At 35.4% G+C, this 14,849-nt stretch carries 13 protein-coding genes and 1 tRNA gene; 3 read left to right on the forward strand and 11 right to left on the reverse strand.

Features of this window, described 5'->3' with window-relative positions; genetic code table 11:
- Positions 1–29: 29 nt before the first annotated feature.
- The 3 genes from IGK03_RS11275 to IGK03_RS11285 all read left to right on the forward strand — a co-directional run bounded on the left by IGK03_RS11275 (position 30) and on the right by IGK03_RS11285 (position 3,346).
- On the forward strand, positions 30–605 hold the full coding sequence (locus IGK03_RS11275) for a DUF805 domain-containing protein (RefSeq protein ID WP_002356327.1): 576 nt from the start codon (positions 30–32) through the stop codon (positions 603–605).
- A 90-nt stretch (positions 606–695) separates the two neighbouring features.
- Positions 696–2,261, forward strand: coding sequence for a membrane protein (locus IGK03_RS11280; RefSeq protein ID WP_033625120.1), 1,566 nt, complete (start codon positions 696–698; stop codon positions 2,259–2,261).
- Positions 2,213–3,346 carry a DUF4950 domain-containing protein gene (locus tag IGK03_RS11285; RefSeq protein ID WP_029644925.1) on the forward strand — a complete coding sequence of 378 codons (1,134 nt, stop codon included), beginning with the start codon at positions 2,213–2,215 and terminating at the stop codon, positions 3,344–3,346. The genes IGK03_RS11280 and IGK03_RS11285 overlap by 49 nt, the downstream gene beginning before the upstream one ends.
- Positions 3,347–3,605: 259 nt before the next feature.
- Here the strand turns inward: IGK03_RS11285 and IGK03_RS11290 are convergent, their stop codons facing one another.
- The 11 genes from IGK03_RS11290 to IGK03_RS11340 all read right to left on the reverse strand — a co-directional run bounded on the left by IGK03_RS11290 (position 3,606) and on the right by IGK03_RS11340 (position 14,820).
- Entirely contained in the window at positions 3,606–4,670 is a 1,065-nt protein-coding gene (locus tag IGK03_RS11290) for an FUSC family protein (RefSeq protein WP_016618027.1), read from the reverse strand.
- A gap of 255 nt (positions 4,671–4,925) precedes the next feature.
- A complete protein-coding gene (locus IGK03_RS11295; RefSeq protein ID WP_010713122.1) occupies positions 4,926–5,177 on the reverse strand; it encodes a hypothetical protein in 252 nt (83 codons plus the stop codon).
- Between the two features lie 89 nt (positions 5,178–5,266).
- Positions 5,267–5,356, reverse strand: a tRNA-Ser gene (locus tag IGK03_RS11300).
- A 95-nt stretch (positions 5,357–5,451) separates the two neighbouring features.
- On the reverse strand, positions 5,452–5,601 hold the full coding sequence (gene rpmG, locus IGK03_RS11305; protein ID WP_002356321.1) for a 50S ribosomal protein L33: 150 nt from the start codon (positions 5,599–5,601) through the stop codon (positions 5,452–5,454).
- A gap of 125 nt (positions 5,602–5,726) precedes the next feature.
- Positions 5,727–7,862 carry a peptidoglycan D,D-transpeptidase FtsI family protein gene (locus tag IGK03_RS11310; protein ID WP_002359399.1) on the reverse strand — a complete coding sequence of 712 codons (2,136 nt, stop codon included), beginning with the start codon at positions 7,860–7,862 and terminating at the stop codon, positions 5,727–5,729.
- Between the two features lie 164 nt (positions 7,863–8,026).
- A complete protein-coding gene (gene thrS, locus IGK03_RS11315; protein ID WP_002359397.1) occupies positions 8,027–9,964 on the reverse strand; it encodes a threonine--tRNA ligase in 1,938 nt (645 codons plus the stop codon).
- 396 nt (positions 9,965–10,360) lie between these two features.
- Positions 10,361–10,540 (reverse strand): 2-hydroxymuconate tautomerase, encoded by a 180-nt coding sequence (locus IGK03_RS11320; RefSeq protein WP_002356318.1) that lies wholly within the window; start codon positions 10,538–10,540, stop codon positions 10,361–10,363.
- A gap of 118 nt (positions 10,541–10,658) precedes the next feature.
- Positions 10,659–11,369: a M15 family metallopeptidase gene (locus IGK03_RS11325; RefSeq protein WP_002356314.1), complete on the reverse strand. Its 711-nt coding sequence runs from the start codon at positions 11,367–11,369 to the stop codon at positions 10,659–10,661.
- Positions 11,370–11,466: 97 nt separating this feature from the next.
- Positions 11,467–12,579, reverse strand: a complete 1,113-nt coding sequence (locus IGK03_RS11330; protein ID WP_010707131.1) for a sensor histidine kinase — start codon at positions 12,577–12,579, stop codon at positions 11,467–11,469.
- Complete coding sequence (gene vanR, locus IGK03_RS11335) at positions 12,572–13,276, reverse strand: VanR-ABDEGLN family response regulator transcription factor (protein WP_002356311.1); 705 nt, start codon at positions 13,274–13,276, stop codon at positions 12,572–12,574. Before vanR ends, IGK03_RS11330 begins: the two co-directional genes overlap by 8 nt.
- 98 nt (positions 13,277–13,374) lie before the next feature.
- Entirely contained in the window at positions 13,375–14,820 is a 1,446-nt protein-coding gene (locus tag IGK03_RS11340) for a L,D-transpeptidase family protein (RefSeq protein WP_033625121.1), read from the reverse strand.
- Positions 14,821–14,849 lie beyond the last annotated feature (29 nt).

Below are 14,849 nucleotides of genomic sequence, written 5' to 3' on the forward strand. Positions count from 1 at the left end.
CATTTTATTAAATACAAAGGGGTGTTTTTATGGTTAAAATTGAGGAAAAAGGCAAAGTAACATTTGGACAAGCTTTTAAAGATTATTTTCGTGGATATGTTGATTTTAAAGGTCGGACCACACGTGCTGGTTATTGGTGGATGACACTGGTATTAAGCATTTTAGCACTTATTTTTTATATTGCCATTGTCGGCAAAGCCGTGTCAGCAATTTTAGCAGCTGAATATTTTGAAACCTATGATTTTGGAAACTTATTACCGTTGATGCTTTTTGCACTTGTTTTATGGTTAGCTTTATTATTACCAACGTGGGCAATGTGTGTCCGTCGTTATCGTGATGCTGGGATGACAGGTTGGGGCGTGCTTGTTTTATATCTACTTTCTATTGCCTGTAGCTATACACAAGTTTTCTCTGTTATGTCAACACTGAAATATGATGTTCAAACAGATACTGTGATAACAGGTGGCAGTCCCGTCTTCTTATTTTTCACTCTTGTGATTAGTCTGTTTTTCTTCTTACTAACAGTCTTACCGACAGATAAACTAACAACAACTAGCCAAAATAGCGTCTTACGCTTCTTCTTCCGTTACAAAGAAGTGAAGTAAGGAAAAGTTTTAAGCCTTTCTTTTAAAAGAAGGGCTTTTTTCTTATTTTAAAATCTTTATGATAAAATAAGAACTAGTCTAGCTAAAAAAATGGAAGGAGAAAATATGGCTACTTTTAAACGGATTCTGAATCTAGAAAATTATATTTTTAGTTTTTTTATTTTATTTGTCTTTTACGGCGCAATTAACTCTCCCTATTCGCTGGTAAAAATTCTTTGGGGAAAGCCTAAGCACTTGCTTGTTTTACTTCCTCTATTAATTATTCTATTGTTGATTATTTATAAAAACAAAAAATTTCTTTACACTAAGATTCAAGCGCTCTGGCACTTAATAAAAACCCATGATCGTGTGGTTATTATTGGTAGTTTGATCAGTTTATTTTTACTACAACTTTTACTCCTGACGCAGATTACTGTGCCGATTGGCTGGGATGTTTTTGACAACTTTCATAGTATTACCACTGAAAATAAGGATTATTCAAAAATCGTACTTTCTTTAAACCCCAATAACGAATTTTTCTTTTTCATGATGTATTACCTGAATAAATTTTTGCGTTTCATTGATGTAACAGAGAGCTGGAGCAATACTTGGTTTAGTTGGCAAGTGGTTAATTGCTTGTTTATTAATAGCAGTTTATTTCTCTTTTGTCATGCCTCTAAACGTGTCTTTAATCCATTAACGGCCTTCGTTGCTTATAGTTTATTTTTTCTTTCTTTCGGATTGTCTCCATGGTTACTAACGCCTTATACAGATACGGCCGTCTTATTGTTCATCAACCTAGTTTTTTTTGCATATAGCCTTTTTGACCAAGTTTCCCATCCCTTCATAAAATATTGTTTATTACTGTTTATTGGAATTGGCCTAGCTTGGTGTTTTTTAATGAAACCTTCGTCTATTATCTTTTTTATTGCATTTAGTTGTATCAAAGTGCTGCAACTTCTTTTAGTAAATCGGAACAAACAGTCTATCGTAAAATTAACCGTGGTTGCTCTCTTTTTACTGACTGGTTTCGCCAGCGCATATTATAGTTTTCAATTTTTTGTGGAAAAACAAACGATTACGGAAATCGATAAAGAACAAGCCAAACCTTGGACACTTTTTGTAATGATGGGTTTGACTGGAACTGGCGGTTACAATGATGCAGATACACAAGCAGTAAATCAGTTGCCTACACAAAAAGCCAAAAAAGCTTATACCATAAAAACGATTCAAGACCGTTTAAAAAATAAAGGATTCTTCGGTTATCTCCGTTTTCTGGCTCAAAAAAATCGTCATAATACTGCCAATGGTGATTTTGACTGGGGTTGGGATGGCGGTGATTTAATCCCAGAAACACCTTCTAAAAATCGTTGGCAAGAACACTTGCGGTCACTGTATTATCCGCAAAATCCCAAAAGTAACTATCTACGAATTTATATGCATTTTTTCTATTTACTCACATTACTAGGTCTATTGTTCAGTATCCCTCTAAAAGATTCAAAAAATAACTACGCGATTTTAAAATTAGCTTTCATTGGAGCTATTCTGTATTTATTGCTCTTTGAAGGCGGCCGCTCTCGCTATCTAATCCAGTTTATGCCGTTTTGGTACTTGTTATCAGCGAGTGGTTGGCTGGGGTTGAGAGAGATTCGAAGATACAAAAAAACAGTAAAATAGAAAAGAGGATTGAGTTAAAAATGAAAAAAAGTTTACTGGGGTTGATTGTTTTTTTATCCTTACTGACCCTTACTTCTTGCAGAAATAAAGTGACCACAAAAGAGCTAATGGCAAACGAGTGGGCCGTAAACTCCAACGTTGATGAAGTAGTAATGATTGTATCATTCAGCGAAGATACCGCTACTTTCAAAATCAATACAGATGAACACACATCAACTGCAAAAAATGATTTGGAAAAAGCAGGCGAAGAATTAGGTAAACAAATTGCAAATAAAATAGAATACAAAGTCAAATACCATCTAAAAAACAATCAAATTCGTTGGAAAAATGAAGGAAAAGAAGTAGCTTACAAGATAAAAAAAGAAAAGCAAAATCTACTTTTCACTCCTACTAAGACAAACAATTCTGATAACCAAACAAAACTAGTTTTGAAACCTTACACAAAGAAAAGTATTGATTCTTCCACTCAAAAAGATAAAACGGAAGAAACCAGCTCTAATTATCAAAACGTCTCATCTGAAACAAACCAATCTACCTCTTCATCTACTACTAAAGAACCGCTACCACAAGTTAGCTTAGCTGATTTTATAGGCGGTTGGGGTATTCCTCAAAGTGATAACTTATTTTTTATAAATGCTGACGGAACACTCACTAGCATAACTCAATCGAATGTTCCTCTTCAAAATGTAAGTTTTTCTGTGGATGAGAATGGTAATCAAATAATGACGTTTCTTTTGAATAATACGCCCCGAACAGTAACGAAAAATAATGATGGTACTTTAACTGTTAATGGACAAATATACACTTATCTAGGTAATATTACGTTGGAACAATTAATTGAAAGAAATAATCAAACTCAACAAGTTTTTGAACAATCTGAACAGCAACCACCACAAAACTCTGATTCTCGTGAACAAATACAAAATTCTAAATCAGACCAACCTATATACGATACGGTACGAAGTGGTGAAGGTGGGCGACAGTTAGCCGAAAGAAATGGTTTAACCTTAGAAGAATTATTAGCATTAAATCCAGGCATTGAAACTTCTGTTTTTTATCCTGGTCAGTCATTACGAATTAAATAGAAATTTAGGTATACTAATAGATAATAGTCTATGAAAGTAGAACTGGACCATCTACCATTTACTTTGGGATACCAGTTGATGGCAATAGGTTTGACGAAGTGGAACTAGACCTTGTACCGACTGGCTCAGCAAAAATTGCGACATTTGATATAGCAGTTGGGCATTGATTAACAGCATGCATATAATTTGATAATATGGAATATAAACAAAAATGTCTAAGGAGCCTAACATTCTTTCAAGAAAGAATGTTAGGCTCCTTTTATTCAGACAATTTCAGCCACTCTTTGCGATTGCAATAGGACATAGTTTTTACAAAGACAAAATGATAAAGCAAACCGTAAGCTAGCCCCAACATATTTAACAAAATTCTTAAGTAAAGACTTGTTTCTAGCCCAAATATCATAGAAGCTGCCATGATAGCACCAACACAATTAAAAATCGTTTTACTTTTATAAGATGTGCATAAGCCTAAACAAAGTCCTCCTAAAATACCAAGTAGGTTCGTTGGTATATAAAATAACAAGATAGCCGATACTAGAGAACCAATAACGACCCCTATTATTCGTTCTTTGGCTCGTTCAGACAATTTAAACGTATCATACCCAGAAAATAATGACGAACTAGCAAATGTTGCCCACATAAAGCGGTCAATCTGAAGGTGCGTTCCTATAAAAAGTAATAAGCTAATGCCTAAAGCGTAATAACCAAACCAAATATTTCTTTGATTAAAAAAACCATTTTCTTTAACCATCTGTATAAAAGTAATCTCCTGATCCAACTTTTTATGTTTCACATGATAAACAAAAGCTAAAAGTAGATAAGCAAACACTAATACAAAGAAAGTTTGTTCTAATTGCTGAAACGATTGATAGTGAACCGTGCCAACTAAATATAAGTAGGAGAACGTATACAAGCCAGGATTACCCATTTTAGGGTTTTTACCAGTTAAGAAAAACAATGCCAGCAAGCAGATAAAATGAAGACCCCATTGTAAAAATGATACAGAAATCAGTGAAATTAGTGGACTAACACCTAGAATTGTTAACACGATTCCTAAACTAAGCAAGGCCTGTTTTTCCCTGTAGCCATATGAGACGAAACGGATACTCAACAGCAAACAAAATAATACAATTGAAAAAGGCGCTACAGCTTTTCCAAAGAAAAAAGTAATCGTCGACACCCATAAAATCGCAAACGAAACTAATAAGATATCCCTTATTAACAAGGCGCGCCAAAAATATCTCCGCTGTTTTTTAGTGTCCGCTTGATGAATTTTTTGTTTTAAAATAAATGGATCTAACTGCAATAATTGATAAAAAGTCACCTAAAATCATCTCCTAAAAATCGACTCTTCTCAATTCATTATTCCAACTTTTCCTTCTATGAAATTATAAGAAAAGTAGTTGTGACGAACATTTTACTACAACTTTTTTTCTGAATCAATACATGCTTTATTTCTTAATTCAATACCTCTCCCGATACGATTTGCTTACTTCATAAAAAATAAGCCTAGAAAAAATCAAAACGATTAATTCTAGGCTCAAAATTAAATAACTGTTGAACAAAAGCTAGCACTTTTTTACATAAACTTTTCCAACAGATCCATTTCTTTTTCTAATTCTTTTTCATCATACTTATCATACTTACCAGCTTCGTGTGCAATTTTTTTAATCTCATGAATGGCTTTTTTTTCAACAATCCATTTCTTCATACTATGTTTTTTTGTATCCTCATCTAGCGAGTCCAACTCTTCTAAACTTGCATCCAATTTATTCAAAATGTCTGCAATTTTTGCTAATGCTTGCGCTTCTTTTTCTTCATAGTTTGACATAATAGACACCTCTTCTTAAGTATTTTTCTACTTTAAGTGTACGTCTCTGTCGTTTTATTTGCAACTAATAACTCAACTGCTTCTCGGTACGGAGGATAAGGGATTCGAACCCTTGCACGATGTTACTCGCCTAACGGTTTTCGAGACCGTCCCCTTCAGCCAAACTTGGGTAATCCTCCCTCTACATTCCATCTACAAATGAACATGTAATGAATCAATAGATAAAAAGCCTAGACCCTTACACAACAAGGATTCTAGGCTCTGTCTAACTAAATTATTTAGTTTCACGGTGTAAAGTAACTTTTCTTTCACGTGGGCAATATTTTTGTTTTTCTAAACGATCAGGATTGTTACGTTTATTTTTATTTGTTAAGTAGTTACGTTCTTTACAAGAAGTACACTCTAAAGTGATGTTTACGCGCATGTTTTCCCCTCCTACTAATAATTGATCTTTCCAAGAGATTTCTTAGACTTGAATATCATACCATTTTTTTTGTCATTTGACTACCCTTTTGGGCAAATTTGTAAAGTAGTTCTACTTTACAAATTTTATTTTTTGTACATTTCCATATACGCTTCTAAAACTTCTTTGGCAATCGTTTGATTTGGTTTGGAAGATTCATCATTTAAGTGTGGTAAAACAACGCTAATTGCAATTTCAGGATTTTCGTACGGCGCATAAGCCACCAAGTTACTATTAACCGTTGTATGGTTTACTCCATTAGCATCTGTTGCTTGCGTTTCGGCGGTCCCTGTTTTAGCAGCAATCGAAAACTTGTCTGATTTTAAACCACGTGCAGTTGTAAAAGGACTAGTTCCATTTACCACATTATAGAAACCTTGTTGAAGAATTCCTATCTGGTCTTCAGAAATATTCACCTTATTCAAAACTTTTGGTTCAATTTCTTTTAAAATTTTTCCTAAAGCTCCATTTTCATCATTGCCATAGATTCCTTCTACCACATGGGGTTGCACGCGGATACCATTATTTGCGACAGTGGAAACGTACTGTGCTAATTGTAACGCGCTATAGGTATCATATTGTCCAAAAGATAGGTCAAGAAGATTACCGCCTTGTGGCGCAGAAGACGAATCCTTAAAGTCCTTGTTTTGAATTCCTGTTGTTTCTCCTGGTATATCAATTCCAGTTTTCGTTCCCATACCATATTCTGCAAAAGCTTTTCTTAATTCTTTAAAGACAGTGTCATCTCCTACTTCATAAGGGAAAATCATATTGGGATAATAATTCACACCCATCATTTTAAAGACTAATTTCATCATATAGGCATTCGAAGAATATTCTAACGCTTGCTCCGCAGTTAATTGCATGGTTGTTCCGCCAGAAGCATTCCACCAAGAAGCTTTTGGATTACTACCTGCTAGTAAAATAGCTTCATCTGTTAAAACGTCATTGCCTTTAATGACGCCTGTTTCATAACCAGCTGTTAAAGTACCTGCTTTCACAACTGATCCAGGAACTTCAGAATTCAAAATAGGTGCTAAAGGATTAGGTGTGACTTCCCCAGTTGCTAAATCATGATGAAATCCGGACATCGCTAAAATAGCACCTGTTTGAGGGTTCATAGCAACGACATATGCATTTTCTGAGTATGGTCCAATGGTTTTGACTATTTGTGAATAGTTTCGTTGTAAAATTTCATCAACTTTGTTTTGGAAATTTGAATCAATCGTTAATTTTAAGTTGGAACCTTTTTCCCCTTTGGAAATTGGGGTTTGTGAAACAATCTTTCCGTTATTGTCTAAAACGACTTCTGATTTTGCTTTTTTACCTTGTAGAACGTCTTCATATTGTTTTTCTAAATAGCTAGTCCCAACACGGTCATTTCGTGCATAGCCTTTTTTCAAATATTCATCGACTTCTTCGGCTGGCAATCCTTGTTTTTCAGTTGAAACGGTGCCCAACAGGCTACGTAATGCACCACTTTGAGAATAATCACGCGTCCAATCAGTCCCTGTTGAAACACCAGATATTTCCGCTGTGTGTTCACCAATTGTCGCAATTTCACCTTCTGTTACCCCTTCATTCTTGATGAAGACCGTGTTCATTTGTGACGCGGCATTCATTCGTTTAAAAATCGTCACTGCTTGTAAGGTTCGGTCATCAAACGCAATTTCTTCAGGGGTGACTTTTTCAACGGCTTTGGCATATAATGTGCCTTCGTCCGTAATTTTGTTGCCTTTTTCATCTTCTTTATCTTGATCGGTTAAACGGGCTTGGGCTGCTTTTAAATTTTCAGGATTCGCTAACCAATAATCTTTTTTATCACGGTCCGTTAAGTTTGGATCAACTGGAACATTAATAAGTTCGTTGACTTTATTCGCAATCGGTAAAATATCTTTTCCTTCAATGTTTTTTCCTCGTGTGTAAGTGATTGCTAAATTGGCTTTGTTAGAAACCAAGACTTTTCCTTGTGAATCATAAATTTGTCCTCGAGGGGATGGTGTCGTGATTTGTAGTGAAGAATTGGCAGTGATTTTTTTGTTAAACTCTTCTCCTTCTACAATCTGTAAATACCCTAAACGGACAATTAATGAAACAAATAAAGTGAATATCACAAAAAATAATAAGTTCAATCGAAAAGGAATATGTGGCTTTCTACCTCGTTGACTCTTTGCTGCGGCATCTGTTTTTTTTATTTTATCTATAAATGAGTTTTTCTTCATACCTCTAGTCCCTTCACTAAAAAGTTTCGCATTCTCATTGTAACAAAAATTAGTCAAAAAATCAGGATTATTCCTAGCTCTAAGGAAATATTTAATTATTTTGTTGTTGAAAAAAGTCAAAAGGACTTCTGAATTCAGAAGTCCTTTTGACTTTTTCTCTTTTTTTAACGGCTGTAATTGTGAACTTCAGCAGCCATGCTGTCAATGAAAATTGATAAATCTTCGACAGAAGTTTCTTTGCTTCCATAACGACGGACGTTCACCGTTGCATCTTCCATTTCTTTGTCCCCGACCACTAATTGATAAGGTACTTTTTGTGTTTGAGAGGCCCGAATTTTGTAGCCCATTTTTTCGTTACGATCATCGACTTCAACACGTAAGCCTTGTGCTTGTAAACGTTCTTTGATTTCATAAGCATACTCAGAATGCGCTTCTACAGAAACTGGGATAATAGTTGCTTGAATTGGTGCTAACCAAGTAGGGAAAGCGCCTTTGTAAACTTCTGTTAAGTAAGCCACAAATCGTTCCATTGTTGAGACGATACCACGGTGGATAACAACTGGGCGATGTGTATTTTCACCATCTTCGCCAACATAAGTTAAGTCAAAACGTTCTGGTAATAAGAAGTCTAATTGGATGGTTGATAATGTTTCTTCCATTCCTAAAGCTGTTTTTACTTGAACATCTAACTTCGGACCGTAAAAGGCAGCTTCACCTTCTGCTTCAAAGTAATCTAATTCTAATTCATCCATGGCAGCTTTTAACATCGCTTGCGCTTTTTCCCACATCGCATCATCATCAAAATATTTGTCTGTATTATTTGGATCACGATAGCTTAAGCGGAAACGATAATCCGTAATGTTAAAGTCAGCATAGACTGCCACCATTAACTCCAAAGTACGTTTAAATTCGTCTTTAATTTGGTCAGGACGAACAAAAGTATGGCCATCGTTTAAAGTCATTTCACGAACACGTTGTAACCCTGATAATGCGCCAGATTTTTCATAGCGGTGCATCATCCCTAATTCAGCGATTCGAATTGGTAATTCGCGGTAACTATGAATGTCATTTTTATAAACCATCATATGGTGTGGACAGTTCATTGGACGTAATACCAGCATTTCGCCATCGCCCATATCCATTGGTGGGAACATATCTTCATGGTAATGATCCCAGTGACCAGATGTTTTGTATAATTCCACATCTGCCATAATTGGTGTATACACATGTTGGTAACCTAAGCTAATTTCTTTGTCCACAATATAACGTTCAATTGTACGACGAATGGTTGCGCCTTTTGGTAACCAGAAAGGTAACCCTGAACCAACTTCTTGTGAAACCATAAATAAATCTAATTCTTTTCCTAATTTACGGTGGTCACGTTCTTTGGCTTCCTCGCGCATTTTGATAAATTCTTTTAAATCTTTTTTATCGAAAAAGGCAGTGCCGTAAATCCGTTGCATCATATGATTGTCAGAGTTTCCGCGCCAATAAGCACCAGCTACTGAAAGTAATTTAAAGACTTGAATCCGTCCTGTTGAAGGGACGTGAACACCACGACATAAATCAACAAAATCGCCTTGATCATAGACAGTGATGATTTCATCTTCTGGTAAATCTGTAATTAATTCAACTTTGTAAGGATCATCAGCAAATAATTCTAACGCTTCTGCACGTGAGATTTCTTTACGAACGATTGGGTTATTTTCCTTCACAATTTTCATCATTTCGGCTTCAATTGCAGGTAAATCTTCCGCTGTCACAGGGGATTCCCCATTATCTGTATCATAGTAGAACCCAGAATCAATCGCAGGACCTACGCCAAATTTAATGTTAGGGAAAAGACGACGTAAGGCATTAGCCATTAAATGAGCTGACGAATGACGTAAAATTCCTAAAGCATCTTCATGATCAGGCGTCACGATTTCAAGCGAACCATCTTCTACGATAGGACGATCTAAATCGATTAAAACACCATTGAATTTACCAGCTAAAGCTTTTTTGGCTAAACTGTTGCTAATACTTTTAGCAACATCAAATGTTGTAACCCCAGAATCAAACGGTTTGACAGCGCCATCTGGAAAAGTAATGTGAATAGACATAATAAAATTCTCTCCTTTTAATTTTTTTGATTTGAAGCGTTTCATTGTGTTCCTGTTTTTCACAATGAAACGAAACAGCCACCTGTTCCCCTTGTTAAAAAACAAAAAGTCCTAGTATTCTAACGAATACTAGGACGAAAATATCGTGGTTCCACCTAATTTTGAACACAAATAATCTGTGTTCCTCTAGCGTGTTAACGGTGCGACCGCCTTTGTTTCAACAAAGGTTTCGAAAGTGGTCATCCCTTGTGCCAATCTGGAAAATTTTCAGCCAAGATTTTCCTCTCTAATAGATCGCGGGCAAGTTCAGTTGTCTTTCTCATCAATCATTTATGCACTTATTTAACCACTTATTTTCAGAAAAAGCAAGTGATTCAACAGAAATTCTCTGAAAACTTATTTTTTCCATTCGCCGCCTTGTGCATAGCGGTCTTTTTTCAATTCATTGACAATCACATGGATATTCTCTTTTGGTGCACCAGCATTTTTTGACACAGCTTCTGTAATATCTTTGACCATATTAGTTAACTGTTCTTCTGTGCGGCCTTCAATTAATTCTACATGTACAAATGGCATCTTCGTTCCCCCAATTTAAATTGCTTGTTCTGTTTGTATCATAGAGCGGGTTATGACGCTTGTCAATAAAAAATAGCCTATGTTCAGTAAAAGCTAAGATAGCTTTATTGATAAACAATTAATTATTATTTTCTGCTAAGTATTCTTCTAACGTTAGACTCGCTTTTTGAATCTCTAGTGCTGCTTTTTTACCCACATATCGATAATGCCAAGGTTCATAACTAACACCCGTAATTTCCACTTTGTCTGAAGGATAACGAAGAATAAATCCATATTTATAGGCGTTCTTTGCCAACCAAGCGTAGACTTCTTCGTCAGTAGATCGCTTACTTTGCGCATTTATATCCACTGCTAAACCTACTTCATGTTCACTAGTTCTCGGCACTGCTACCCAACTTTCAGCTGTTTCAATCGCTTCTTGTTCGCTGAATCCTTGATCTTGAAAAGCCTGTACTTTTTCTGCCATAATTTCTTTTTGCTCTTCATTTGTTCGATAACTAGAAGTGACTTCAAGATAGAAGCCTTGTCTTTTGGCATCTTTAAACATCCTGTTCAAAGCTGGATAAATTCGTTTATCCACTGCCTGTTTGTTAGGTAATTTTTTTAATTGGATTTGATAATCTTCAGGAATCTGATGCGTTTGATTTACTAATAATAATTTCCATGATTGATCGCCTTCTTCAGGAGAACTCATTTTTTCCTCTTCCTCTAAACTGAGGGCTTGCTCATTTCCTATTGAAACTATTTTTTTCTCAGCAACTTGTTTAACAGCCATTCCCACAATAAAAAGCCCTAAAATAGCGACACCAATTGTAACTTTAAATTTCATTTTTATTTCTCTCCTCTTTACTTACTTAACAAAATTAGTATAGCAAGCTAGTAAAAAGGAGCCTTCTTTTTTTTCGCAAGAATTTCTAACGATTTTCTTACAAAATCGATAAAGAAATCATAAAGGTAGTTTTTTCATTTTCGCTTTCAGCTGAAAGCACCCCGCCATGCAGCTCCACAATTTTTTTAGCAACCGCTAAACCTAGTCCTGCGCCTCCTCGGTTTGTTTGACGGGCAGTATCTAATCGGAAAAATTGTTCAAAAATTCGGGCTAATTTTTCTGGTGGAATAGTAGGGCCATGATTTGTAAAATAAATATTTACTCGTTGATTTTCATTATCAACTTTAGTGGAAAGAGAGATGGTTGTTCCTGCATAGCTGTAGTTAATGGCATTTTGAACTAAGTTATCAAAAACTCTTTGCATTTTATCGACATCAAGATGAATAGACAAAGCCTCAGTAAAATCTGTTTCAATAGTTAACTGTTTTTGTTTCAACATAGGTAAAAATTCATAACTTACTTGATTTAACATACGATCCAAGCGAACACTCGTCGGTTCTAATTCAATATTCGAGAGATTAAATCGAGCTATTTCAAAAAATTCATTAATCAACTCTTCTAAATGCTCTGCTTTTTCTAATGAAATAGCTAAATATTTTTCTCGTAATTGCGTCGAAATTTCCAGTTCATCATGAAGAAGTGTTAAATAACCAATGACTGATGTTAAAGGCGTTTTTAAATCATGTGCTAAATAAACAATCAAATCATTCTTTCTTTGCTCAGCTTCCTTCGCTTGTTGCTGGCGTAAGTTAACTTCTTGACGGATTTGATTCAACTCTTTGTCAAACTCCATTAAATTTGCTGACAAGGCTATCGGTTCTTCGGAATTCTGATAGAGTTTCCCTGTTGCCTCCAATACTTCTGTTAATTGATTGATGCTTTGCAACCATATCCGAAAAAGAATGATTACTGAACCACCTAGAATTACTAAGCTAATTAAATAAACGTAGTTCTCCTCAATTCCTTTGGCTAAAAGGTAGAGTGGATCTTCCATGCCCCATCTACGTAATCCAAACAAAAAATTACTAAAAAAATACAAGACTGCTGATAACGCCAATATTCCCAAACTAAAAAACAAAAACTTTGTTAGTAGTTGTTTAATCATTCGTTCTTTAAATTGCTGTTTTCCTGTTTTTTTCTTTTCAGTCAATTTTATACCCCACTCCCCAAACAGTTTTAATAAACTTTGGCTTCCTTGGTGGTTCTTTTAATTTTTCCCTTAAACGGCCAATATGTGCCATCACGGTATTTCCATTGTTTTCCAAATATTTTTCACCCCAGATTTCTTCAAACAATATCTCTGCTGGGACTACTTCTCCCTGACGTTCTGCTAAATACCAAAGAATTGAAAATTCTAATGGCGTTAAAAATATATCCTCCCCGTATAGTTTACTTGTATGATGTATTTTATTTATCACCAAACCATGAATATCTATTTCTGTTCCTTCTGTTTCTTGTTGTAGACTCGCCTGTGAATTATATTTACGAAAACGTCTTAGTTGTGTTTTAATACGTGCGACTACTTCCAATGGATTAAACGGCTTTGTAATATAATCATCAGCGCCTAAAGTTAGCCCAGTAATTTTATCAATGTCCTCAATTTTAGCGGTTAAAAGAATAATAGGGAAAAAATATTTTTCCCGTGCTTTTTTAACCATTTGAAAGCCATCAATATCTGGTAACATTACATCAAGTACCGCTAAATCGAACTGATTATTTGCCATTGATTCCAGAGCAGGTTTCCCTCGATAAAATTTTTCTACTTCATAACCGTCACTCGTTAAATATACTTCCAGCAAATCAGCTATTTCTTGTTCATCATCTACTAATAAAATTCTTTCTGCCATGGTTTTGCTCCTTGCTTGTCCATTTATAAATTATCTATTCAACTAAAACAGCACCAAAAAGACTGCTCATTTGCCCTTTTGGTGCTGTAAATAATCATTTATACTTCTTCGCCGTAATCCACAGGTTTATCAAATTCACCTGGTGCATCATCATAGATATGTCCGTAAATAATTACCGGCATTCCGTCATAGGATACGTCAAAGATTTTTGAAACTTCTGTTCCTGGCGTATTGATACAGCCATTACTACCAGCATCGGTTTTAAAGGCTTCTTTATCGCCGTACTTATCCAATTTATGGTCGGAGTCATGAATCCCAATTTGTGTGACAACGCCCCCTTGACTTAATAACGGCATCCAATATTTTACTGGCACACTGTATCGAGAACCATCAAGCATTTGACCTTCTAAATTCACATCGGTTGTCCGATATAAAATTGTATGGAATCCTGGTACTGTTGCAGTTCCTTTGTTATATCTGCCAGTAATGACATCTGTGGTGACTATTTTTTTGCCATCAATGAAACAATACATTTTTTGATCTTTTAAATCAATTTCAATGTAATTATTGGCAATTTTACTATTTTCTTTGGTATCGCCAACCAACGGAGCAGTGATTGCATTCGTTTGTTCTTGGCTATTCAGCGCGTTTACTAGTAGTTCTTGCGTTTTGGCCCCATCAATCGACCAGCCATAACTTCCATTGTTTTTAAAACGACGTGTCGTGCCGTGAACATCTGTAAATAAAACTGGTTGATTAGCAGAACCATATGTTGTTTCTAATTGTGTCACCCAAGTAGTTAGTTTTTCTTTGTTGATTGTGCCATCATCATTCAGCACGTTTTGAATTTGTGTTTTATCAAAGGCTACTTTTTCACCATTAATATCAACTGTAATTGTTTTATTTAACTTGTTATTGAGCGTTGTCAATGTTGCCTTTAACGTTTGATCCTCTTTTGTAATTTCAGGGGCTTTATAAAAATCTTTGGCATTGTATTGATAGTTGCCTTTTCCCGCTTCAACATCCGCAATAATCTGCTGATTTAAGCGCTGTGTGTCCACTACTGTGCCTTGTTCTTCGGGAACAATTTCAAAAGTGCCATTGCCTCGACGGATACTCGCATTTTTGCTTGGTTTCCCCTCTGAAAAACTCAAAGTTGCTAATTTGGCTTCTAGTTCTTTTTTGAATGCCTCGTTTAACGGTAGCTTCACCTTGCTACTGTGTAAATGGTCTTTTAAAAATTTTTGATCCAATTGGTATTTTTTAGGAAGTTGAATTTTTTCTTCTTTTGTCCCCGTTTGAACCACAACTTCTTCGGTTTGATTAACTTGCGCTAATTTTTCTTCCGCTGCATTTACATTTAACCAGCCTACAGAAACTCCATTTACTTTTGTAGTTGGTAAAAAGTGACTTTGAAAATAAACATAGCTGCCCCCAGCAACCAGAGCTAGTCCAACCAAAGAAGTAATAATTACTTTCTTTTTATTATTTTTTCCTGATTTTTGACGACGTGTATTACGCACTTGCATTTCTTCTTTTTTCATTTGTTCATCCTTTATATCAATAATTTTAG

This window comes from Enterococcus sp. DIV2453a, from assembly GCF_050533535.1.
Lineage (GTDB): Bacteria > Bacillota > Bacilli > Lactobacillales > Enterococcaceae > Enterococcus > Enterococcus faecalis.

Excerpts from the sequence above, each read along its gene's own strand:
- IGK03_RS11275 (WP_002356327.1), top strand. The coding sequence starts at position 30 with ATGGTTAAAATTGAGGAAAAAGGCAAAGTAACATTTGGACAAGCTTTT.
- IGK03_RS11320 (WP_002356318.1), bottom strand. The coding sequence starts at position 10,540 with ATGCCATTTGTACATGTAGAATTAATTGAAGGCCGCACAGAAGAACAG.
- thrS (WP_002359397.1), bottom strand. The coding sequence starts at position 9,964 with ATGTCTATTCACATTACTTTTCCAGATGGCGCTGTCAAACCGTTTGAT.
- vanR (WP_002356311.1), bottom strand. The coding sequence starts at position 13,276 with ATGGCAGAAAGAATTTTATTAGTAGATGATGAACAAGAAATAGCTGAT.
- IGK03_RS11340 (WP_033625121.1), bottom strand. The coding sequence starts at position 14,820 with ATGAAAAAAGAAGAAATGCAAGTGCGTAATACACGTCGTCAAAAATCA.
- rpmG (WP_002356321.1), bottom strand. The coding sequence starts at position 5,601 with ATGCGCGTAAACATCACTTTAGAGTGTACTTCTTGTAAAGAACGTAAC.
- IGK03_RS11325 (WP_002356314.1), bottom strand. The coding sequence starts at position 11,369 with ATGAAATTTAAAGTTACAATTGGTGTCGCTATTTTAGGGCTTTTTATT.
- IGK03_RS11295 (WP_010713122.1), bottom strand. The coding sequence starts at position 5,177 with ATGTCAAACTATGAAGAAAAAGAAGCGCAAGCATTAGCAAAAATTGCA.
- IGK03_RS11310 (WP_002359399.1), bottom strand. The coding sequence starts at position 7,862 with ATGAAGAAAAACTCATTTATAGATAAAATAAAAAAAACAGATGCCGCA.
- IGK03_RS11280 (WP_033625120.1), top strand. The coding sequence starts at position 696 with ATGGAAGGAGAAAATATGGCTACTTTTAAACGGATTCTGAATCTAGAA.